Annotated in this window: 15 protein-coding genes, 1 tRNA gene and 2 pseudogenes; 5 read left to right on the top strand and 13 right to left on the bottom strand. The window is 57.0% G+C overall.

Translation table 11 applies throughout. The annotated features are described in order from the left end of the window. Positions 1–106: 106 nt before the first annotated feature. The 3 genes from JIN87_RS13190 to JIN87_RS13180 all read right to left on the bottom strand — a co-directional run bounded on the left by JIN87_RS13190 (position 107) and on the right by JIN87_RS13180 (position 5,210). The gene (locus JIN87_RS13190; protein WP_200356040.1) at positions 107–700 is read right to left on the bottom strand and encodes a type IV pili methyl-accepting chemotaxis transducer N-terminal domain-containing protein; all 594 of its coding nucleotides are present in this window, start codon (positions 698–700) and stop codon (positions 107–109) included. Positions 701–879: 179 nt separating this feature from the next. Further along, the gene (locus tag JIN87_RS13185) at positions 880–3,885 is read right to left on the bottom strand and encodes an AAA family ATPase (protein ID WP_200356039.1); all 3,006 of its coding nucleotides are present in this window, start codon (positions 3,883–3,885) and stop codon (positions 880–882) included. After that, positions 3,882–5,210: a hypothetical protein gene (locus JIN87_RS13180; RefSeq protein ID WP_200356038.1), complete on the bottom strand. Its 1,329-nt coding sequence runs from the start codon at positions 5,208–5,210 to the stop codon at positions 3,882–3,884. The genes JIN87_RS13185 and JIN87_RS13180 overlap by 4 nt, the downstream gene beginning before the upstream one ends. A gap of 102 nt (positions 5,211–5,312) precedes the next feature. On the opposite strand from JIN87_RS13180, the gene JIN87_RS13175 reads away from it, so the two are divergent. Further along, positions 5,313–5,531 (top strand): hypothetical protein, encoded by a 219-nt coding sequence (locus tag JIN87_RS13175; RefSeq protein WP_200356037.1) that lies wholly within the window; start codon positions 5,313–5,315, stop codon positions 5,529–5,531. A 177-nt stretch (positions 5,532–5,708) separates the two neighbouring features. On the opposite strand, the pseudogene JIN87_RS29075 reads toward JIN87_RS13175, so the two are convergent. Next, positions 5,709–6,017 (bottom strand): annotated as a pseudogene (locus tag JIN87_RS29075) (GAP1-N2 domain-containing protein); the annotation flags it as partial. 39 nt (positions 6,018–6,056) lie between these two features. Further along, positions 6,057–7,865 carry an FHA domain-containing protein gene (locus JIN87_RS13165; protein WP_200356035.1) on the bottom strand — a complete coding sequence of 603 codons (1,809 nt, stop codon included), beginning with the start codon at positions 7,863–7,865 and terminating at the stop codon, positions 6,057–6,059. Positions 7,866–8,046: 181 nt separating this feature from the next. Here JIN87_RS13165 and JIN87_RS13160 point away from each other — a divergent pair. Beyond that, positions 8,047–8,124, top strand: a tRNA-Glu gene (locus tag JIN87_RS13160). Between the two features lie 138 nt (positions 8,125–8,262). Here the strand turns inward: JIN87_RS13160 and JIN87_RS13155 are convergent. The 7 genes from JIN87_RS13155 to JIN87_RS13125 form a co-directional block, all read right to left on the bottom strand. Further along, positions 8,263–10,575, bottom strand: coding sequence for a glycoside hydrolase family 2 protein (locus JIN87_RS13155; RefSeq protein WP_200356034.1), 2,313 nt, complete (start codon positions 10,573–10,575; stop codon positions 8,263–8,265). Continuing rightward, on the bottom strand, positions 10,568–11,179 hold the full coding sequence (locus JIN87_RS13150) for a D-sedoheptulose-7-phosphate isomerase (protein WP_200356033.1): 612 nt from the start codon (positions 11,177–11,179) through the stop codon (positions 10,568–10,570). Before JIN87_RS13150 ends, JIN87_RS13155 begins: the two co-directional genes overlap by 8 nt. A 2-nt stretch (positions 11,180–11,181) precedes the next feature. Next, positions 11,182–12,123 (bottom strand): ROK family protein, encoded by a 942-nt coding sequence (locus tag JIN87_RS13145; RefSeq protein WP_200356032.1) that lies wholly within the window; start codon positions 12,121–12,123, stop codon positions 11,182–11,184. Continuing rightward, on the bottom strand, positions 12,120–14,165 hold the full coding sequence (locus JIN87_RS13140) for a DUF5060 domain-containing protein (RefSeq protein WP_200356031.1): 2,046 nt from the start codon (positions 14,163–14,165) through the stop codon (positions 12,120–12,122). Before JIN87_RS13140 ends, JIN87_RS13145 begins: the two co-directional genes overlap by 4 nt. Positions 14,166–14,224: 59 nt before the next feature. After that, a complete protein-coding gene (locus JIN87_RS13135; protein ID WP_200356030.1) occupies positions 14,225–15,661 on the bottom strand; it encodes an MFS transporter in 1,437 nt (478 codons plus the stop codon). Between the two features lie 36 nt (positions 15,662–15,697). Continuing rightward, positions 15,698–16,738 carry a GntR family transcriptional regulator gene (locus JIN87_RS13130; protein ID WP_200356029.1) on the bottom strand — a complete coding sequence of 347 codons (1,041 nt, stop codon included), beginning with the start codon at positions 16,736–16,738 and terminating at the stop codon, positions 15,698–15,700. A gap of 105 nt (positions 16,739–16,843) precedes the next feature. Next, positions 16,844–17,224 carry a hypothetical protein gene (locus tag JIN87_RS13125; protein WP_200356028.1) on the bottom strand — a complete coding sequence of 127 codons (381 nt, stop codon included), beginning with the start codon at positions 17,222–17,224 and terminating at the stop codon, positions 16,844–16,846. Between the two features lie 91 nt (positions 17,225–17,315). Between JIN87_RS13125 and JIN87_RS13120 the strand changes: the two genes are divergently transcribed. Next, positions 17,316–17,930 carry an alpha-amylase family protein gene (locus JIN87_RS13120; protein WP_200356027.1) on the top strand — a complete coding sequence of 205 codons (615 nt, stop codon included), beginning with the start codon at positions 17,316–17,318 and terminating at the stop codon, positions 17,928–17,930. A 3-nt stretch (positions 17,931–17,933) separates the two neighbouring features. Then, a complete protein-coding gene (locus tag JIN87_RS28935; protein WP_345780795.1) occupies positions 17,934–18,119 on the top strand; it encodes a hypothetical protein in 186 nt (61 codons plus the stop codon). Here the strand turns inward: JIN87_RS28935 and JIN87_RS13115 are convergent. Beyond that, positions 18,092–18,241 (bottom strand): annotated as a pseudogene (locus JIN87_RS13115) (transposase); the annotation flags it as partial. The gene JIN87_RS28935 and the pseudogene JIN87_RS13115 sit on opposite strands and share 28 nt — an antisense overlap. A 332-nt stretch (positions 18,242–18,573) precedes the next feature. Between JIN87_RS13115 and JIN87_RS13110 the strand changes: the two are divergent. Continuing rightward, complete coding sequence (locus JIN87_RS13110) at positions 18,574–22,314, top strand: TonB-dependent receptor plug domain-containing protein (RefSeq protein WP_200356026.1); 3,741 nt, start codon at positions 18,574–18,576, stop codon at positions 22,312–22,314. The last annotated feature ends 62 nt before the right edge of the window (positions 22,315–22,376 follow it).

Below are 22,376 nucleotides of genomic sequence, written 5' to 3'. Positions count from 1 at the left end.
GGCTAGCCGGCCAGGGGGAGCAAGAACCCGCCTAGAATGTGTTAACCATGTCCTTTAACATGTGTTAACTATGTCCTTGAACTAAACACGGCGGTCACGCCCTACCTTATTTCTGGTGGACGAGGGATTCGTAGAGTTGGACGGCTTTGTTCATCTCGACGAGGACGGTCTCGTTTTGTTCGGTGGCGGTGGAGTAGTCGCGTCGCTCGACGCTGGCGATGAAGCAGTCCCAGTAGCCTTGGGTGAGCAAGAGCTGGTTGGTGATGGTGTCTGTGTTGAGGGGGCAGCGGATGAGCTCGTGTATGCTGCGTTCGAAGAGCTGCTTGAGGGAGGCGAGCTCGTTTGTGACGCTTTGGTCTTGCTCGGTGTCGAGGCGGGCGCTGAGGACGAGCTTCATGTAGCGTTGGGAGAGCATGCGTTGGCGGCCTGCTTTGTTGATGATGGAGGTGAGGCTATCCATCTCGCGAAGAATTTCGCGCAGGGTCTCGATTCGGTCGAGGGAGGCTTCGCTGATGTCCATGATCTGGGCGGCGACTGCCTCGAAGGCGAAGGCTTCGGAGGAGAGGCTTCGATTTCGGACGGCGATGACGCTCGCGTTCATGGAGACCATTTTGGCCATTTTGGCGGAGCGTTCGATGTCGTTGATCATCGAGTCGAGCCGCTTGGAGAGGGATTCGGTGAGTTCTGGCACGCTTTGCATTGTCTGTCGGGTAGGCTAAGGGCAGACAGCAGCGGGCGTGCCGGATTTGGAGCTCGTTTTGGGATTATCCAGTTTTTCGCAATTGGAGTTTATGTATCGATTTCGCTCATACGAGCGATCGATTTTGCGCAGACTAGGTGGTGAAGAAGTCCCTCTCTGGGATGCCAGGGAAGGGAACCCTACTGGTAGAGGCTTGGAAGGAGGGCCTGGTAAGGGGGCTCGCTGAGCTCGAGCTGGGAGGTTTGGCTGGCCTTGCGGAGTTGGTCCTCGGGGGACTCTCCTCCGGCGGTGGCGTAGCGAAGTATGGGCGCGTAGGCGGTGAGTCCTTGGCCTGGTTTGACGCGGTCGATCTTCCCGGTGAGGGCGTTGACGCTCCAAAGGGGCGCGTCCTGCGGGACGTCTTCGAAGAGGTCGGGCTTTCCGTCGGCGAGCACGAAGCCGCAGAGCTGGTAGTTTCCGTTGGCAGCGTTTTGGTAGAGGTCGGCGAGGGTGGAGATTTCGTGTTTTGCGAGGGCTGCGATCTTTTTATCGAGCAGTACGCTGAACTCGGGTGAGGGGACGGTTTGCTCGATGGTGGAAAGCCAGAGCGTCTGGTTGTCGTCCGCGGGGGGCAGCGTTTTAAGTTGGGCGACTCGTTTTTTGAGTTCTGGGCTGAGGGCGAGCCCCCAGTGCCAAGGGTGGAGCTCCATGAAGCCGATGAGCTGCTGTTGCCAGTAGGTGCGGAAGGCGGGCGAGAGCTCGCTTTGCGATTCGAGATCGTTTAGGAGCTCGAGCAGGGTGAGGCGTCCGGCTCCGGAGCGGAGGAGTTTGAGGGTGTTGACGATGGAGTGGTTATAGTAGGTTGATTCTGGAGACAGGGTTGAAGGCTTGTAGAAGAAGCCCCAGAAGGAGCCGTCGTCGCGGCTAATGAATTGGATGTTTCGCGGGGCGGGTTCGGGATTGCCGGCTTCGTCGAAGCCGCGGACCTTGAAGGTGAAGGTGACGTTTGATTGGGTGGGGTCGGAGTCGGACTTCGAGATGGGTTCGACGAGATAGATGCGGTATTCACTTTGTGGATCCGAGGATCCCTCGAAATACTGAACGGTTGATTGGTAGACGTTTGCGAAATTGTCTAGGTTTTCGAGTCGATCGAGGTAGGCGGTTTCCTGGTCGGTCAACTCGACGCTTGCGCTCAGGTAGGGCTTTTCAGGAGTGAAGAGGGCTTGGGTCTCTTCGTTTGTGAAGGGGCTTTGGGTGTCTTTGAGTTTTATGAAGTCGTCTTTGAGCCGGAGGGTTTGGGAGAGGGCGGCCTTTTGATCGGCTGGCAGTATATCGAAGCTGTGGATACGCTCGACTTGATCGAGGTAGGGGGTGAGTTCTTTGGCGTCGGCGAGTTGGAGCCAAGCGTTGTCGAGGGCGGCCCATTTGGTTTCGGTCGCTTTGAGTTCTTGGACTACGCTTTTGAGGTAGGGGGTGAGTTCTGCTCGGCGGTCTGCGACGTAGTCTTCTTTGAGCAGAGCGTTGAGTTTTACGAGGCGGGCTTGGGTGGCCTTTTGCAGGCGTAGGAATTCGGCTCGGGTCTTGGCTTGGTTGGCGTTGTTGGCGGCGATGCGGAGCTCGCGTTCGACGCGGTTGAAGGCGCGTCGGTCTTTCTCGAGGGCGTCGGCTTTGAGGGTTTCGTAGTTTTTGAGGGTGGTCTCGAATTGTTTGTCGGCGGTGGTGCCGAGGTCGCTGGCGAGTTCGCCGCGCGTCTTTCGGATGTCTGCGGCGAGGCGTTGGATGGCGGCTTCGTTTTCGAGGGCGTCTCGACTGGTGGCGATCTTGTTGAGATCGGCGATGGAGGCGTTGTATTGGTTTTCCAGCGACGTTTGCAGATCGATCCAGTCGTTGAGGAGTTCGGCTTGGCTGGCGAGTTCGGATCCGGGCTGGGTTTTATCGATTTCGGCCTGCCACTGTTGGATCGCTTCTTGGACTTGCGAGGTTTGGCTGGACTGCTCGACGGCTTGCAGGGCGGCGAGCGCTTCTGCCTGAAGGGCTTCGGCGGCTTTTCGCTCTTTGCCTTTTTGGATGAGGGTGAATGAGACGAGGAGGCCGACTACGACGATGGCGGCGGCTCCGCCGTAGAGGGGGAGGCGTTTGCGTTTAGCGAAAGTGTAGGCGGCTTTGATTTCTTCCTGGAGGTCGGCTGGAATCTGGGAACCGGTTTTGGTGGCTTGGGATTCGAGTGACTTGAGTTTGGCGACTCGGTTGGCAAGTTTGACGGGTTTGCCTTTGTGGACGAGTCCGTCTCGGAGTTCGCCGATAGCGATTCGTATTGAAATGCTGGATTCGAATTTTGATCGAATTCGGGAGAGTTGGGTGGCGACTTTCTCGAAGTTGTCTCGCAGCTCTCGGGGCAGTTCGCCTCGAGCTTGGTTGATGGCGAGCGCGTAGTCGCAGGCGAGGTAGGCTTGCTCGGTTTTTTGCCAGTCGGCGGATTCGCTGAGGTCTTTGGCTTCTTCTACGACATGTACGGCTTGGTCGAAGAGGGTTTTGACGTAGTCGGCTTCGGCGGTGGCGAGGGTGTTGGCGAGAGTGGCGTTGTGGAGCTCTGCGAGCGGGAGGCCTAGCTCTCGGTAGCGGCGGACGACGTCCTCGGGCTTTTCGGTGGGGATGAGTTGCTCGTGGGCGTCTTTGACTTCGGCGGCGGCTTGTTCGAGCAGTTGTTTTTGCTTGGTGGCGGCTTCTTCTTTGGCGTTGGCGTCTTCGGGGAAGGTGTGGGCTATGAGCTCGATGATCTGGTAGGCGCGGATGGTCTCCTTTTTTGAGCGGACGGCGGTGCGGTATTGCTTGAAGAGCCACTCCTTGAGTTCGCCTTGCTGCTCGATGGCGGATTGGATTTTGGATACGCTATCGAGGTCGACGAGCTCGGGGGCGCGCCAGGAGTAGGTCTGGCAGCGTTTTTGCCAGGGCTCGCTGAGGCTGTGGTCGAGGGAGCGGGCGGTTTCGAGGAGATTGGGGTGGCGGCTTTCGATGAGCAGGCAGTCGAGGAGATTGCCGTTTTCGAGGGCTTGGGCGGCGCGTTGCAGGTCGGCGTTGGCGCGTTTGACGGCTTCGGCTTGCTGCCAGGCGAGTTTAGCGGTTTCCAGTCCGGTGGATTCGCCGGTGATGGCGGTGCGGATGCGGTAGGAGAGTCGGTTGGCTTCTGGATAGGCGGAGGCGATCATGGCTGGGAGCGACGAAGCTTGGGGGATTGCTTGCTGATGACAATCCAATCCTTGCTGGAGTTTGCCATTGAGGCGGCCTGCTTGAGGGCGTCGATTTGCGTTTCTCGGGCTTGGCTCTCGAGATAGAGGGCGAGATCGCGTTGGCTGAATTGGCTGCGGGTTTGGGTGAGCTCGAGTTTTGCGGCTTCGATGGCTTCGAGGGTGTAGCCGAGGATGGTCTGTTCCATGAGGTCGGAACGGATGAAGGTGGCTTCCCAGAGGGTTCGGATCCTGAGGATCTGGTCTGTGTTGGGGCGGGCGCTGAGGTCGAGCGTGGCGAAGGCTTGGTGGATGGCGCTGGCGACTTCGAGGGCGGAGTCTTGTTGGGAGGCGAGGGTGAGGGGCTGGCGGAAGGTGGAGGACTGGAGAGCGAGGTCGTCGCTTTGCTGGAGGAGGTTGGCCATGAGCTCGTTGAGGTAGCGGCCTAGGCTCATGGGGCTGCCGGGGATGAGGCGTTCTTGCTCGTCGAAGCCGATGAAGGCGTGTTGGGGGCCTTGCTTGAAGACTTGGTGGATTTGGAGGATGGGGGCGAATTGAGCGTTTTCGAGGATATCGGACTTTTGGACGAAGTAAGAATCGAGGGAGCGGAGTGTGGCGGGCGGAAGGGATTGGAGGGTGGAATCGGCCTGCAGTTGGTAGGCGTCGAGTGAGTCGGACAGGGCTTGGGGTGAGTAGCTGACTGCTGGGAGGAGGGCGATGGGGGAGAGGGGGCTTGGAGAAGTAGGTTCTGCGTTCTGAGTTTGAGGACCTAGGGACCAGGATTTGAGGAGGGGGGCGGGGAGGAGGGCTAGCTTGCGGATGGCTGGGTAGCTGATGGCGGTGAGGGGGAGGGCGTGGGAGTCGGCGTTTTTCTGTATCAGGTGCTTGGGGACAGGGATGCCGGCTGCGAGCGTTTGGTCGTCGGCGGAGTTGAGGGTGTCGAGGAAGGCGATGATCTGGGAAGGGGTGTCTTCCCCGGCGTTGGCGAGGAAGGCTGCGGTGGCGCGGGCGGATTCGAGCTGGGCTCGTGGGTAGCCGGCGTCGGCGAAGCGTTGCCAGACTTCCTGCCGGGCTTGCAGCGACTGGACCGCTCTTTGCTCGGTCTCCGAGTTGTGGGGGGAGATGCCGCTGTTTTTGTGGGAATTGAAGAAGAAGACGAGCAGGGCGATGCAGATGAGGGCTCCTCCGACGATGGCGATGTTGATGGAGCGTGAGAATTCGCGTGCCCCGAAGTGTCGCTTGGGGCGTTTCCGCTTTCGCTTGTCGTAGGCTTCTGGGATTTCGACGCGGGGGGCCTTTTTGAGCATGGCCGCGGCGGGTTGTGGCGACGGGGCGGGTGTCTCGTCGCTAGGCTCTTCTGGTGGCGTTTCGCTTGGGGGGGGCGTAGGTGGAAAGGTTTCTAGGGGGAGTTGGCTATCGGGTGCGGTGGCTCCTGTCTGGAGGGGGCGTGGGGCGGCGTCGATTTCGTAGGGGAGGGGGAGATTGGGGAGCTGCCCGCTCCAGGTGTAGTCTTGGGGTTGGTCGGTGGGGAGGAGGCAGCTGGTGAAGGTGTGGGTCCAGCGTTGTTCGGCGGGGAGGTCGTTAATGACTTGGCGCAGGTATTCGACGAGGAGTTTTTCTTCCTGTAGGGATACCTCGAATACGTGGCTGCGGGGGGCTTGGGCGATCGCGACTTGGGAGAATTTGGAGGGGATGGCGGGAATGGACCATGAGGATTCGAGGTCTTGCAGGTCGAAGGATTCGAAGGGCTCGAGGGTGCGAGGGGGTTCGTTCCAGGAGCTTCTCCAGCCGCGCCAGTTTAGGAGGATGGCGGCGGGATTGGGGAGGCCGATCGCGTCTTCGGCGGGAAAGGCGAGGTGGTGGGCGAGGTGGTTGTTTCGCTTGGAGTAGTCGGTGCCGGCTTCTTGGATACGGCTGAGGATGTGGTAGGTGCCGGAGCGAAGGGGGGCGATGCGGTAGCGGAGGATGAGGGGGTGTCCGCCGCGGGAGTCGGCGGTGTAGCGGCTTTGGCTTTCGAGTTCGGCAATGAGGTCAGGCGGGAGATCGCGGTCTCTGGCTACGCAGCAGAAGCCGGACTTGCCGGGTTCGAGTCCGCGTTTGGCGCTGGTGTGGATGTATTGGAGGGAGTTGATGGTGGAAGGGTGAGGTATGAGCTATGAAGTATGAAGCGGGCTGGGGGATTGTTGGGAAAGGATCCAGAGCACGGGGGTGGTGGCGAGCTGGGGCTGGAGGCGTTTGGGGTTGGGGGCGAGTCGGCCTGCGAGGGGGCCTTCTGCGATCTCTTTGGGTGAGTGGCCGAGGGAGGAAACGGGGAAGTAGGTGACTTGGGTGGAGATGGACTCGGCGTTGGCCACGATGGTGGGGCAGAGCTTGGCGAGCAGTTGGCGGACTTGGCTGGAGTTTTCTGCGATTTCTTGGTCGGTGAGGGGACGGTCTTCTGGGAGGTGAAGGCAGTCTGGAGGGAGGAGGTTTTGCCAGAGGTCGAATTTTCCGACGATGAGGGCGAGGGGGGTATCGATGCGTTCGAAGCTTTCGAGGGCTCGCATCTTTTTCACTCGGACGCCGAGTTCGGAGAGGATGGTGTCTTGGTCGTCGGTGGCTTGGGTGCGGAGCTGCGGGTCGCGTTTGCGGCGGAGGAGCTTGCGGAAGGCGGGTGAGGTGGAGGGGTCGAAGAGGAAGAGCAGCCCTGCGGAGGAGGCGACGTGGAGGGCGCCTGGCGAGTCTTCGAGGGCGATGCCGGGTTTGAAGTGCTCGCCGGCGTTGTCGTAGAAGACGAGGGAGGCTCGGGTGTCTGGTGACTCGAGGTGCTGGAGGTAGTAGACGAAGGGGCGCGGGAGGGGGACGAGTTTGCCGTCGCGGTGGAGGCGTTCGTACATGACGCCTTCGAAGTCGGTTTTGGAGATGAAGGCGTCTTCGGGGGTGGTGGCCGAGAAGAGGCGGTTTTTCATCTCGTTGAGCTGTGCGTTGCCGGAGGGGTCGCCGTCCTGGAGGTTGGTGGAGAAGCTGCGGATGAGCTCTTCGGGCAGCAGTTTGAGGAGGACGGAGAGGTAGTAGGACTTGCCGGAGCTGGGGGCGCCGACGAGGGAGAGGATGAGTTGGCGTTGGGAGAAGAAGGAGGGGGGGAGTCGGCCGCGGCAGTGGGGGCAGGCGAGGTCTACGGAGGGGACGCCTTCGGCGTCGAGGGCTTGGCCGAGGTGGTTGAAGCGTTCCGCGGCGAAGCGTTTTTTGACGTGGGAGCCGAGCACGGGGTCGCCGGTGAGGGAGTCGTGGACGGCGATGTTAAGGGCGTCGCCGGGAGCGAAGTCTTTCCAGCAGTAGGGGCAGGGGTGGTGCTGGTGTTTGGGTTCTGGGGGGTGGGTGTCTCGTCGCTCGGTACTGGGTGTTTGGTTATGGGGGGTGGGAGCTGGGGGTGGCGGCAGTGGATTTGGAGCTTCCGCTTGTTGTTGGGGATTAGTGGAGAGGCTGAGGGCGAGATCGGCTACGGTGAAGCAGGCGTCGCCGTAGGTCGGGAAGGCGAGGTGGTCTTCGGGGTGCTTGAACTTTGCTTGCAGGTGATCGGCCGTAAGTTGGCTGGCGGGGAGGGTTTCGCGATCTTCTGGGGTTTCGCGGGGGGCGAGATCCCAGTTGCCTTCCGAGAATCCGTCTCCGATCTGCTTGGGCTTGCGGGTGATGCGGACGAGGATGAGGTGCTTGTCGAGCGAGAGGGCGTAGTTGCGGTTGGGGCGGAGGGGCGTTTCCCGGGTGATCTCGCGTCCGTCGAGTCGGATGGGGTAGGACGGGTCGAGCGGTTCGAGGGAGAACTCTCCGGAAAGGTGGTGGATCTGGCAGAGCGGGGATTTTTGTCCGTCGAAGGTGCGCCCGCTTAGGTTGACGGGGAAGGTGTCCGCTTGAGTGAGGGCGCGGGTGGAGCAATCGCCGATGGCGAGTCGGAATCTGGGGCGGAAAAAGTCGAGGAGACCCATAATGCAGGCGGGATGGTTGGCTTAAAAAGTAGGGTGAGCGGGAGTTTTGGCAATGGCAAGCGCGGGAAACGCCAGACGATGTGGATTTAAAAATCCTTAAGCTAGAGGGAGATGGAACTTTTTTGAAAAAAAGCCTTGCGCGAAGGGTTCCGATTTCTAGCTTGTGCGGCTCTTAGCTGACGCCCCGTTCGTCTAGCCAGGCCTAGGACACAAGGTTTTCATCCTTGCGACAGGGGTTCGAATCCCCTACGGGGTGCCATCAGCTAATAAAAGCCGCCGCTCGAAAGAGTGGCGGTTTTTTTGTGTCTGGGCGGGACGAGCAAAAGGGGATGAGTTCCGAGTCGCAGACGACAAGACCGGGCACGAAGATGCGTGGCTTCATGAATGGGGCCATGTATCACATTTCATAGGAGGCACGGATGAGGTCTAGATCAAATGGTCTTGGTCCGGCTAGGTAGTGGTTGGAGCCTTTGAGGCCGTCTCCTTGCCAGGAGATGTGGTAGCAGGTTGCGGTGGTGGACTCGGGGGCAGTGCCTAGGTTGGCCATTCCGTTCGCATCGAGAGTATGGGAGCCTTTGAGGAGCGGCTTGTCCGCTTCGGTGATGAGAAACTCGATTTTAACCGGATGGCGCGTGTCGTTGACGGCAATTACTTGATGTAGGCCGTCTTGGGGCTCGGAGAGCATGATGCAAATGTCTTGCTGTACTTGTTGGACTACTCGAAAGGCGAGCTTCTTCGCGCCGTAATAGTCGACGATCGCGTCGGATATTTCCGGCCAGCCGTCGCGTAGATTCCACCAGAGGATTCCGCTGCGGCGCCCTTTGCCCATGCGAAACCGTTCGATGAAAAACTTCAGAGCTTCGGCCTGGGATACTTGAGAGGCGAAGATGAAATCGTCGAGCTCCTCCGGTACTTTGCCGAAGAGGAGTTTGGCCTGGCTGGCCATGAGTTGTACCCGGTAATTGTATGCAGTGCCTCTTGGTTGCGGGCGTACTGCGTGGGTGAGCCACTCCTCGTTTTCTTGCCAGGGCCAGAGGCTGTCTGGCGACATCATTTTCTCGAGTGACGAGCGGGCAGGGCAACCGTGATAGCCTATCTCGCTGGCGAAGTGGGCGTTGGACGAAGTGTAGAATTTCCCCTTGAAATCGTCGCGTGGTCCCCAGAGGTGATCTTCCGGACGCGCGTCAAAAGGTGCACCCATTTCCCAAAGCTTGGAGCTGTAGAAAGGTGAGCTCGGCAAATAGTCCCGCACGGGATCGAGGCGGCGGCAGGCAGAAGCCAAGACTTCTCGAGATACCTGGTCATCCACATTCGGATCGCAGAATGGTTTCGCAAATTCGTAGAAGGCATCGATTTCGTTGTTCCCCGCCCAGAGAGCGAGGGATGGGTGGTTTCGAAACTTTGGGATGATCGCTTCGGCTTCCAAGCGGACCTTCTCGTGGAAGTCGGGCGTTTGCGGATACAGGGCACAGCCGAATGCGAAGTCCTGCCAGACCATGATACCAGCCCTGTCGCATAACTCGAAAAAGGCGGTGTCTTCGTAGACGTTGCCTCCCCAGCAACGGATCATGTTGCAGTTGAGCTCGACCAGCATCTGGTGTGTCTCTGCCAGTCTATCCGCGTCGCGACTGTGAAAGGCGTCGAGAGGCACCCAATTGGTTCCTTTGATAAAGATCTTTTCACCATTTACGATGAAGGCGAATTCTCCATCGCCGTCGGCATTGGTTGTATCGGTTTTGTTGAGACGGATGGTTCTGAAGCCGAAATGGGATGACCAGTTTGCCAGAACATCACCGGCCTGGTTGGCTAGGTCCACTGTAATGTGATACAAAGCCGCCTTCCCAAATCCGAGTGGCCACCAGAGCTCTATGTCATTCAGGTCGCACCAGATTTGTCCATGTGGTGAGAGGACTGGTGATTGGGTTTCGAATACTTTCTTGGTTTTGTCGATCGTGTGGACGCTTAGACGCACCGAGCAATCGTCGAGCGGCCAGCGTTCCGTTTTCAGGTCCCAACGCGCGACCATGCGGGCAAAGTTTTTTTCAGGGTCTGTTTCTATGGTGGCCAAGCACACGCTGCGGAATCGAGTTTTCGGGAGTGTCTCCAGATAAACGCTACGCCAGATTCCAGCAGAAATGATCCGTGGCATGATATCCCAGCCGAAACTGTGGGCCGCTTTTCGGATGTGGAGTGACTCCCAGTTGTTTTCCATCGCCCAGGTTCCCGGCTCGACTTCGTATTCGTGGGCGGCGAGCACCGTGGAATCGATGGCTATGACGAGCTCGTTAGGGCCCGTTCTAAGCAATGCACCGACTGGTACGCGATGGGCTATCAACATGTTTTCTAGCTGGGCGATTTTGACGCCATTGAGCCAAACGCTAGCGAGGGTATCGATTCCTTCAAAGACGAGCTCAGTGCTGTCATCCCATTCGTTTTCGCTCACTTCGAAACTGCGGCTGTACCACCACTGGTGGGTCTCCAGTTCGCGAAGCTTGTAGACGTTGTGGCTGTGATCGAGATCGGCGGGGAGCAATCCTGCTTCAATCATGTCGAGCTCCACGTTGCCGGGAACCGTTGCGGCGATACCATTGAACGACTCCGGGATTTGTATGGTATCGGATTGTGAGGCCCGGTTGACTTGAGGGCCAAATTGCAGCTTCCAGCTGCCGTCGAGGTGTTTGCGATCCATGGGGCTACAGAAATTAGTCATTTGTTGGGAAGAAGTGGGATTCGAGCATGCGGCAAAGCGCATGGTAAACCGGAAGGTGGAGTTCCTGGATTTTGTAGGTTTCGGACTCTGGCATTCGTAGGCAAACACTGCAGAGGTCGTTCATTTTGCCGCCGGATTTTCCGGTCATGCCTAGTGTATCCATTTGTTTGGCCCGAGCTACTTTCAATGCGTGGATGACATTTTTTGAGTTTCCGGATGTGCTCAAAGCCCAGAGCAGATCGCCCGAGCGCCCATAACCCGCTACCTGTTGGGCAAAAACGAGATCGGGCGCAACGTCATTGGCGAATGCCGTGGCGAGGCATGTCTGACTGACCAGCGAGAACGCCCGCAAGCCCGCCTCCAAGTTGTCATTTAGATAGGGATCGTCGAAGGACTCGGCTAAGGGACGTTTGACCGTGAAGGCTTTCATTAGCTCGCCCACAATGTGCTCGGCATCGGCCGCGCTGCCGCCATTGCCGCAGATATATACAACGCCATCGTTTTCGTAGCAGGCTATCAAGCGTTCGAAGGCCCCTTCGATTTCGTCTGAAATAGGGGCGAGAATCGGGTAGCGTTCTATGAGTTCTGTTAGAATCGGGTGCATTGTTAAAGAGTTGGTCCGAGCTGCGCCACGGTGATCGCGGCAATGTCGCCAATGCTCTCGTCGAGCGCGGCGGGTTTGACGGTGCAGACTTCGAGAGAATGAGGCAGGCATTCCTCCGCGAGTACCCGTTCCATCGCTGGGCGAATCAAGGTTTCGCAGCGGGCGAAAATGCTGCCGATAACAATCGTGTCTAGATTGAGCAGATCGATGGCGATGGCGAGGGTGCGGCCGAGCTTTTGGCCCACGTGGTCGAAAACGTTTAGGGCAAGATCATCGCCTTGCAGAGCGGCTTCAGCAACAAGTTTTGCCGAGAGGGTATTGTGTGCGAATAGACTGGATACACTTCCGCGTTCGCGATGTTTGTCAGCCATCCTCTTGGCGACTTGTGCTATGCCACTGCCACCGCACCAGCCCTCGACCGAACCAGATTTCCCGTAGCCTAAGGGTCCGTCGCCAGTGAGACGGAGGTGGCCAATCTCGCCGGCATTGCCATTGGCGCCATCGAGGAGTTCCCCATTGAGGATAAGGCCCGATCCGAAACCGGTACCCATTGTGCAAAACATCATGTGCTGGCTTCCGCGGCCGGCACCGTGCCGCCACTCGGCGAGCGCTCCTGCGTTGGCATCGTTTTGTAAGTAGGCGTGAACTCCGAGGCGTTCTTTGAAGAACTGGGTTACAGCGATCCCGTTCCAGCCCGGAAGGTTAGGTGGCGAAAGGATTAGGCCTTGTTTTGCGTCCAGAGGTCCGCCGCAGGAAATTCCAATGGCTTCAATTCGGGCGTGACTGCGTACCAGTGATTTGGCTTTTACAAGAAGCTGGTCCAGTATATCCAGAGGGTCACCTGTAGTTGGAATTTGGGAACGGTCCAAAATGTTTGCGGATTCGTCGCCGACGCAAACCGCGCACTTCGTGCCTCCAATATCTATGCCAAGGTAGTGTTTCATGGTTCGGATAAATGTTTCAGCACCATTGCTCCATGGCTTGAGATTGGGGGTGTTTCGAGGAATAGACTTCCTCCTTTGTGGTCTACGGCAGTCGTCGATTCAATTTCGCCGTTTACGGTATTCCAGTGCTCGATGAGCCAATTTCCGGCGGCGAGATCTTCAAGCTCAAGTGTGGCAGTGGCTGCGGGTTTTAGATCAACGGCGAATGCGTTTTCCCGATGCCAGAACCAGATCGCTATGAAGTCCTCAGAACGTTTTCCGGCGGCGCCTAATGTGGGGATTTGAAACTCTGTTTCCAATCCGTCCACATGGAAATAATTTCCGACACCATCGTTGCTGAGTTCCACGACTTGCTTGCCTGCAGGTAATTCGAATTCAAAGAGGAAGGTGTCGTGGCGGCCGAGTACGTCCCATTTATGTGTTTCGACAGTACGACCGTTTATTTGCAGAACCGCGGTTGCTCCGAATTTGAGATCGCTGTTGATTCGCACGGGAATGCGGAAACGTGCGGGTCCTTCGAGTTTCACTTCGAAACTTACCGATTGGGGAAAGCCGCGTCTCAGACTGAGTGGGTCATTTATCAGCACTCCCGGGAAGTAGGCGAGCTCGGGAGAATTGCCACCGTCGAGCTTGAGAGGGATTTCGCAAATAGGACGATGCATCCAGACGAATCCGGGAGTTGGATTGAAGGGCAGCTTGGCGTCGCTGCTCAGGGCGGGTGAAAAGGGTATCAATTCATCCCGATGGGCGAGTCGTGTGGACTCGATGAACGACCCCAATGCGTGCAGTTCGGACAGGCGGCCGGCCTCGATGAGCTCATTAGTGAACCAGGGAAGGGAAGGTAGTTGTAGCTGCCCCATTACGCCGGCCCACATGGGAAGCATGACAGCGAGGTCTGTGTGTTTGGTACCTTCGGGTAGAACCATATGGTCGTCGCCGTATTCGCCAAAAAATACAGGTTTTTCCAACTGCTCGAAATCCGGGTGTAGGTAGAGCATGTTGTTGATCATATCTATCCCGTAGATGTGCGGCTGCAGGTAGTCCATCGAGTCGTTCACCGGACTGAATACGTTTTCGATGCTTGTTGTTACGAGGTGTTCGTGCACATCGATGGAGCGGATGTAGCCTGCCATCTCGCGGTGCCAGTCGGCGACGCCTGCTTCGTTTTCATCGAAGCGAAGGGCGTCGACCCAGTGGACTTCGTTGAACAATTCCCACGCCATGATCGCGGGAGAGTAGCCCCAGCGAGCGATAATATAGCGGTACTTTAGGCGAGTGAGCTGGCGGGCTTTATCCGAGGTGAAGAAGTCGGCCGGAGATTTCAGGAATCCATCTGGGTTTGCGGCGTTCCATGGATTTTCGGCCCAGTTTGAATTGGTCTCGGTGCTGTACTGTCCGTGGTATTGGAAAACCAATTGTATGTAGACATTGGCTTCCTCGGCCAACTGGACGACCGTATCCATTCTGTCGGCGATGGAGAGATCGATCTGGCCGGGCAAAGGGTGCGTGGCATCGTCCTCCGGAAGCCAATCGAGATTCATGCCGCCCCAGTGGGTCATCCACACGCGGGCGAGATTGAGCCCAGCTTGGTTGAATTGCTGAAAGCGCGTGGAGTAATAGTCTTCCAGTTTATCCGCACCCGGTGGCCAAGGAATGTTGCCACCGAAGGGAACGAAACGATTTCCAGCAGTATTTGCGAAGGCGCGGGGATTTTTCGGATCGATGCGTATTCGCTTCTGATGGGGGAGGGTGTGGATCTGTTGGGCAACGGTATCCGGGAGAGGGAGCGTGACGCGTAGGTCGTCTCTGTTTTCCCAGATATCTACGAGACGGTAGCTGCCTGTAGCACTTGGACGTTGGCGTACCGAGTACTCGTTTTCCGCAGAATAGAAGCAGGGGATCGAAACGGTTTCGCCGGAAGGAGTTTCGATCGTCGCCCAAATATCTCGAGCGAAGGGATTCTCTTTATCTGCTGGAATTTCGAAGGAAAACTCTACTGTTTTCGCGTTGGTAGATTGCAGTGCTAGAATGGCTGTAAACACGAAGCAAATACAGGAAGCGAAGCACGTTGTGCGATGGTTGAGCATGCGAAAGGCGTTTTTTAGATGGTGCCGCGCCTTTCTTCCAGTTCGAGGCGGATGCGATGCATCTCGGATTCTGAGAGACGGAAACGCCAGAAGCCGATGGCTGCGAGGGCCAAGCCAACGATGGGGATAGCGAAGAAGAGAATTCGCAGAGTGAGCAGCGAGCCTTCCGGTTGGTTCGCGCCGAGACCAGAGTCGTATCCAGAAAGCTCCAACAAGAGCCCCGACAAGCCTACGCCTAGGGCCATGCCCAGTTTGGCGAACCAAGTGCCGCAGGCGACGAAGGTGCCTTCGCGGCGTTTGCCTGAGTGTTGTTCGTCGTAGTCGACGACATCGACCCCCATGGAGCTGAGGAGCATGTAGAACGAGCCGTGCAAGACCGACAGCAATGCGGAGGCGAGTAGTTGCAGGACGGGAGCATGCGGCGTATAGAGCCAGAAGGTCGATAGGTAGACTAGTACGCCTAAGGAAAGCACCCACTTGAGCGCTTGGCGTTTGCCGATGCGATTGGATATTTTGTTGACCAAAGGCATGATGATGAAGACTCCCGCCAGGTTGACGAAGCCCATCTTGAAACTCCACATATTGCCCTCGCTGACATTGCCGCCGCAAACGTAGTATACGGTGAGGATGTAGCCGATCCCACCAATCATGCTGTTGCCCATACCGTAGGCCAAGCTGATGAGGAGCTGGGCGCGGAAGGGCTGGACTTTGAGGGCGGTGAAGTAGGTATCCAAAAGTTGAATAGGGGGCTGCTTGGTGGCGACAACCTTGTTGTAGTAGCGCTCCTTGACTTTGAAGAAGAGCATAATGCCAATGCCGATCATGAGGGCGCCGGCAATGAGGGTGTAGATTTGGGCGCCGAAGAGAACGTCCGGCTCATCCTCGCCGTCGGGGATGAAGATCTTCATCGTGGTGAAGGCTGCGGCGCTGTAGAGGCCGAGGTCGACGATGCGCTGGATGATTCCTTTAAATTTGAATACGCTCGTGCGCTCGTGGTAGCCCGGAGTGAGTTCGCTGCCCAGGCTTTGGTAGGCCATGTTGAAGCAGCTCACGGCGATCACCAGCAGGGAGGAGGAGATCGCCATGAACCAGAAGTACTGGCTTTGGCTCCAATCGCGTCCCACCAAAAACATACAAGGAAGCAGGAGGCCGGCGAGGATGGAGCCGACGAGAATGAAGGGCCTGCGCCGTCCCCAGCGTGTGCGGGCATTGTCGGTCAGCCAACCGAAGAGGGGGTCAGTCACGGCGTCGACCAGGCGGCTGATCATGAGACAGGAGCTGACGATGACGGGACCGACGCCTAAGAAGATATTGAATACAGGCCAAGCGAGGGAATGGTAGAGCCAGTTGCCCCAAATGTCGTTGGTGATGCCGAGCCCGTAGACCACTTTTTCGGCGGGTGGCAGTTTGTCTTCGGGTTTGTCTGGGTGGTGCTCGTGCGCTTGTGACATCGTAGGGGTAGGAGCGGTGCGAGGTTGGGGTGTTGCTTAGAGCCGAGGTTCTGTGACGATGATTTCGCCTGCGAAGCGCTGGCAGCTTGCCCGCCATTTTCGGGGGGATTGGCTTTGCTTCAGTAAACTGTCGAAGGTGGCTTTAGCCATGGCCTTAAGCGGTTGTTTCAGGGCGATCAGCGAGTGACCTTGCATGGTCTCCAAATAGTCGAAAGTACCGACTGGTAGATCGCTTCCTAAGCGTTCGAGGGCGCCCGAAGCGGCAATGCCGAGGCCGCCGTGTGAGCAGACGATGCCGGCGGGTGGATTGGGGGAGTCGAGGGCGGATTTGAGATGCTGTAAGACTTCCGCGTCTCGTTGCGAGTTCCCCTCGTAGCGAGGGAGGAGAGTGATGTGGTGCCCGTCTCCTGCCAGTTGCCTGAAGGCTTGTTGGCGGGCATTTTCGCTGGGAAGTTCCGGATCGTGGGCGAGCATCAAGAGTGGACCAGGAGCGGCCAAATCGTGCAATTTCGCTATAATGTCCCGCATGCCCTGTGAGGAGTCGAGGGCGACTAGATCTGCGGCAGAAGTCTCATGCTCCTGGTCAATAACGACGATGTTCATCCCAACGGATTTCAGCCGGTCGAGGAGGGTCCAGTCTCCATGGGGCACATGAGGCCAGAGGACTAAGTTGCGAGCACCCATGCCGAGAAGCTTAAGGTAGAAATCCGGGTTGCTCAGCATGTTGCCTTCGAAATCGTGCTTGTAGAGCAGGACGGTGCCGTGTTGGTCGGCGAGGACATCCAACTCGTTCATCATGGAAGTGAAGAAGGGGCTGTGAACCGGCGCTACAAGGACGGCGAAGTCCAGTTCGCAGCCGAATCCGAACGGTCGGGCAAGCACCTCGGTGCCGCGGCCTGCTGTCGCGGCGACGATCTTGAGGCGTTTGAGCTCGTCGAGGGCACGTCGAACGCTGACGCGACTTGCACCGTAGCGTTCTCTGAGAGCTTCTTCCGTAGGAAGGGAGGCTCCGACGGGGAGATCGCCGTGCAGGATGGAGCTAACAATGTCCCTCTCAATTTTTCGATAGATCTTCATCTCCAGCATCGAGCGTTGGAATACAGATGGATTAAATGTATCTAAAGGCAATACAAATGATCGGTGCCTGCGAGCTAACTTTGGATTCAGGCCGACTGAGGGTGTTTAGTGCTCGTGTAATTTTTTAGCGGAAAATCGTCGTTCTCTCAGTCGCTTTCTGAGTTGGTTGACGCTTTGGATCTTGCTGCTCTCGACCTGACGTTTGAGCTCGGTTGGGAGCAGTGCGAGTTGAAGGAGTTGGGCGACTCGAGAGCGTGAGATATCTTCGTTTTTCGCGATGTCGGATTGTGTCACGGATGGATCCGTTCGCATCCTCTGATGCCATGAGTCGACGGTTTCGAGCAGAGCGAGGAGCGTATCTATCTTGTTGTTTGGATTGTTTGTAAGGAGCTGATTGTTATGGGTTAAGGTTGCTTTTTTGATGCTCCGGTCAACCTGTATGATTGTGCTGAAATAGTTCGCATGTTCACGCTTTTGCCGTGCCATCAGCTAATAAAAGCCGCCGCTCGAAAGAGTGGCGGTTTTTTTGTGTCCGCGTGGGAGTATTCAGCCGAGGCGGATATCGTGATTCGGTACGATGCTCGCAGGTGATCCCGGGTATGTGCTTCTGGCTCGGCGAAAGGAGTGTTTCTTGGACTCCCTCTCGAAATCCGGTATTTTGCTAACCGGAATTATCTCTTACAAAGAGGATAGTATCCCAAATGCGCATACACAGTACTTTGCGAAGTTGGGGCTGAAATATCCGCTAAATGAGTATCGTGCTTCGTGGAAGATTGCGGGCTTGCCGCTTGCCCAGCGATTGCGAGATAAGACGGCTGAGTGGAGCGATTTAAGGCAATTGATTCCGGGCATCATCGCACAAGGGTTGATGGGCTACGCCTATACTTGCCCGGATGTGATCGGGGGAGGGGAGTACCAGTCGTTTCTCGCTCTCGATTCCATCGATCAAGAGCTTGTTGTACGCTCCGCCCAAGTCCACCCCCTGATGCCTATGATGCAGTTCTCGGTCGCTCCCTGGCGTGTCCTGAGTCCGAAGAGCAATGACATCTGCAGAGATATGGCAAACTTGCACGCTGAGTTTGGAGAAAAGATCTTGGCTCTTGCTCGTCGCTCTGCCGAGACAGGGGAACCAATCGTTAAACCGATGGCTTGGTATTGGCCGGATGCGGGTTACGAGCGAATACAAGATTAGTTCATCCTCGGTGACGATTTGCTTGTTGCGCCTGTCGTCGAAAGTGGTGCCCGCAGTCGCAAGGTCAGTTTTCCGGAAGTCGTGTGGATAGGTGACGATGGATCACGAGTTGTCGGACCCGCCATTGTTGAGATCGATGTTCCGTTGGAGCGTCTGCCGTATTACCGCCTCCAATCTATGGATAGCTGAGTCGTCGAAGATTTGCTGAAGCGATCGACGCGGTTCCGGCTAATAGTGGAGTGGGCAGGGACCTTGCCTGCAACGCCTCGCCCGAGGAACCAGCGGCAGGCGAGGTTGACCTTTACCTCCTGCTCTAACCGTCGCTAGGAGCGTATCCCGAAAGGTCCCGTACCTTGGCTGCTGCTGCTAATTTAGCGGGCTTCTAGTAAGTGTAGGGAAAGTTCCCCCAATTGGGGGATTGAGGAAATCCGGCTCTATTGGTATTCTTCATTCCACGATCCCCAATCCGTGCTTGATGTACCCCATTTAATCGCGAGCCAAGCGACTTTGCGGTCAGCGATCTGAATACGTCGATTCGGTCGCTTGTTCGCTGCAGTTAAGCCTCAAACACCTCCCTTTTTTTTGGGGGGGTTGGTTGGAGATTACTTTAGACAAACGAACAATACCAACCCCGCAAACTGATATGAGTAGTTTTGATGTGCACAAAACCCCAAGGGTAGACCGGCGTTCTCGCTGGTTATGGCCTTTGAGCGCTCTGGCGCTGGCTCCAGCCTCGCTGTTCGCCCAGGCCAATGATTCCGATGATTCGGATGAGATCTTCGAGCTTTCACCGTTTCAGGTGGAGGCGGGCAGCAACGAAGGCTATCGCGCGACTTCGACGATGGCAGGTTCGCAGTTGTCGACACCGCTTAAGGATGTCGCGGCGGCCATCTCCGTAGTCACGGAGGAGTTTCTTCAGGATACCGCTTCGACCGACTTGAAGGATATCTTGGTGTATCAGACGAACTCGGAAGTCGCGGGAATTGGGGGGAATTTTTACGGTACGAGCGCTGACGATGGTGGTTACCGAAACGAGATGTTGGTCAATCCGCAGCGTGGCACCCGTTTGCGCGGACTCAACTACGCGGACATCACCCGCAATTACTACAGCTCCAACATCCCAACCAATTCCTACAACACCTCGCGTGTCGATATCAGCCGCGGATCGAACTCGATCCTTTTCGGGCTCGGTAGTCCAGCGGGTATCATCAATGGCTCGACCAAGGATGCGATCCTTTCGGAAAAGGGCGGCGCTGTGGAGTTTGCTCTTAGCAGCTATGGTTCGCACCGCGAAGTGGTCGATCTCAACATTCCGCTCATCGAGGACAAGCTCGCGGTTCGCTTCGTGGCAATGAATGACGATGAGGAATTCCGCCAAGATTTTACTTACGAGAAGGATCGGCGACTGTTCGCTTCGCTTCGCTGGCAGCCTGAGCTGGCTGACGGCATTTACACGCAGGTCGACGTCCGCGCGGAGTATGGGGATATCGATGCGAACCGTCCCAATTCGGTGACGGCGGCGGACTTTATTACGAACTGGTTCGGTCCGATCGGGCAACGTCTCATGTACGATCCGCTCTGGTTTAATGGTTGGCCACAAGATGGTCCCGACGATTACGAAGGACGTTGGGATCTGGAGAATTACTTCGCCGGCGCTCCAGCTCGTAACTGGTGGGACGGCACTCCAGCGGTCATCTTCGCTGACCCCGGCGCAAACGTCGTGGGCAACGGAACGCTCGACGCCTACCGTCAACGTGACGGGGATCCTTGGGGCGGCCTTAGCGGCGTGACGAATCCGAACTGGAACGAAGGCGGCTGGGAGGTCTGGAATAAGGACACAAAGGCTTACTACTCTGGTAATGCCGAGGTCACTCGTATCATCAATCAGTTCGAAAGCTCGACCGGTCAGGATTTCGTAGGCTTCGGCTCCGGTCTTTGGCCGACTCAGATGATCCTCGATGGCCCGTTGGCGTTTATCGATCGAACCATCCAGGGACCCAATAAGAGCGAGTACAACGAGTTCGACTCCTTGGAGCTTTCCTTCATCCAAACCTACTTGGACGGTGATCTCGGTATCAATCTCGGTCTCTACAAGGAGACTTACGAGTCCGGTCATATGAACGCGGTGGATACGAATCGAGTCTCGGTCGATGTGAACGCTAACCTCCGCGGTGGTTACGCCAATCCTGACGTCGGGCGTCCCTTCGTCCTCGGCGGGGCAAGTGGTCAGGACAATGTGGACGAAGTGGAAACCTTCCGTGCGAAGGCCTTCTACCGCTTCGATCCGAACGAGCACATCCAGAACGATTTGATCTCGAAACTCTTTGGAGAGCAGACCTTCACTTCGGTCTACACAGATCAGCGGTTCGACTATTTCAACGCGGGTTACAACCTCTACGCTTGGGATGCGGATACCTATGGATTGGTCTTTGACGACTGGAAGGGACACTCCGGCATCTGGGGGATACACTACCTCGGCGATGATCTCAGGGGCATTCCCAGCTTCGACGCGATCCCTGCCTCAGCCGTTCCGGGAATCACTAGCGTGCACGCTCCCGGAAGCACCGCCAACGTATTATCCTTCGACCATGTGGATGCCTGGGACTGGCGCACCCACAACTCCGGTTTGCTCAACTATCGCGATGACAAGGATGACCTCTACACGTGGGCTTCCCAAGGCTACAACACGACCGAGTCGCTGGCATTCGTTTGGCAGGGCAACCTCCTGAACGACGCGATCAAGCCGCTCTTCGGCTGGCGTGAGGACACCTATAATGCATGGGATAAACCGGGAGACGTGCTTTACAGTATCGAGGACGAGTACAACCGCACCTTGCCGTTTCATCCTGATTGGCAATTCGAAGACGAGGCGACGCTTCCATTGCCAAGCATCCAGCGTCGTAGCTGGGGGGTCGTCGTTCACGCGGATCGTTTGCTCGAGACCTTTGGCAAAGAACTGCCTGACGGCATGGAGTTGAGCTTCTTCTACAACGATTCCAACAGTTTTCGGCCTGCGGATGCAGGCGTAGACAATTACGGCAACAAGCTGCCGCTTCCGCAGGGGGAAACCCAGGACTACGGCTTTCGTGTGAGCGCGTTTAACAACAAGCTCGAGTTGCGTGCTACCTGGTATGAGACCAAGCAGGCCAATACGACCATCAGCGATCCGTCCGGTATGGTGTTCTGGTCCAAGGGGGCCGTCGCACGCACGATCAGCGCGATGGCCCAGGAAACCTGGGGTTCTGGCCCACACTATGACCAGCCAACTCCGGAATGGCTCGTCAACGATTGGTTCCTTGGCGAAGGCAACTACGATCAAGGCATAGCCGGACAACCGATCCCGGCCGATTGGCAGGATCAGCTCAGCACGCTTGTTAACCAGCCTCTGCGCATCCGCAGCGGTGCGGTGCCAGGTTCTCCGAACTACGTGGCTCAGGGCGATATCAATCCCGACTCAAACCGTCCTTACATTTCGCCGCCGCTAACCGACGACGAGATCGCCTACCGAACTGCATGGTTCAATGCTCGCAGTGACGAGCAATGGTTTGGGCCTCTCGATCGCGATTGGGTGGCTGCTAAAGAGTTCGCCAAGATCGAGGACGACTGGCGCGTCTGGGACGAAAACTCCCCTGGCGGTCAGCAATTGCTCAACGACCTGCGTTCCGAGGGTATGGAAATTGAGATCACCGCGAATCCGAACGAACGCTGGCGCATCAGCTTCAACGCATCTCGCAACGAAGCGACCCGTACCAACATCCTTCCGGATTGGGCTGAGTTCGTAGAAGTTTTCAGTCCTCTCTGGTTCGATGGCTGGGATAACAACCCAGGCGGACCTTCGCAGCTCAACTACTGGTTGATCGACGGTTATTCCGATATTCGACACTGGACTGGCAGCCAAAGCTACTCCTCGGTTTCCGAAACTTTTGGCGGTCGTATCATGCAGAATGTCTACGCCCCTTACCTGAACCTGCTTTCAGGCGAAGGCCAAGGTGTGAACGAGCTACGTAAGTGGCGCTATAACTTCGTGACCAACTACAAGTTCGAAGAGGGCGGTCCGCTTGGCGCTTTCAATATCGGCGGCGCGGTGCGTTGGCAGGACAAGGCAGCCATCGGCTACTATCCGAAGTATAACGAGGAAGCGAGCAGTTGGGTAACCGACGTCAACAATCCTATCTACGGCCCAAGCGAAGTAAACTACGACGCGTGGATTGGATACGAACGCAGGTTGAACGACAAGTACGACTATACCGTGCAACTCAACATCCACAATCTGTTCGCGGATGACGATATGATCCCGATCATGGCGAACCCGGACGGAACCATTGCCCAAGTTCGTATCCCCGCCAAGACTACGTGGACCATCACTAACTCCATCAAGTTCTAAACGCGGCTATCCACTCTCCAGTCTAATGTAGTTTGTGGGCCTTCCCTTCGTGAGGGGAGGCC

The organism is Pelagicoccus mobilis, assembly GCF_016595505.1.
Lineage (GTDB): Bacteria > Verrucomicrobiota > Verrucomicrobiia > Opitutales > Opitutaceae > Pelagicoccus > Pelagicoccus mobilis.
Note: the sequence above shows the minus strand (reverse complement) of the source record. Positions and strands in the feature narration are given on the sequence as shown.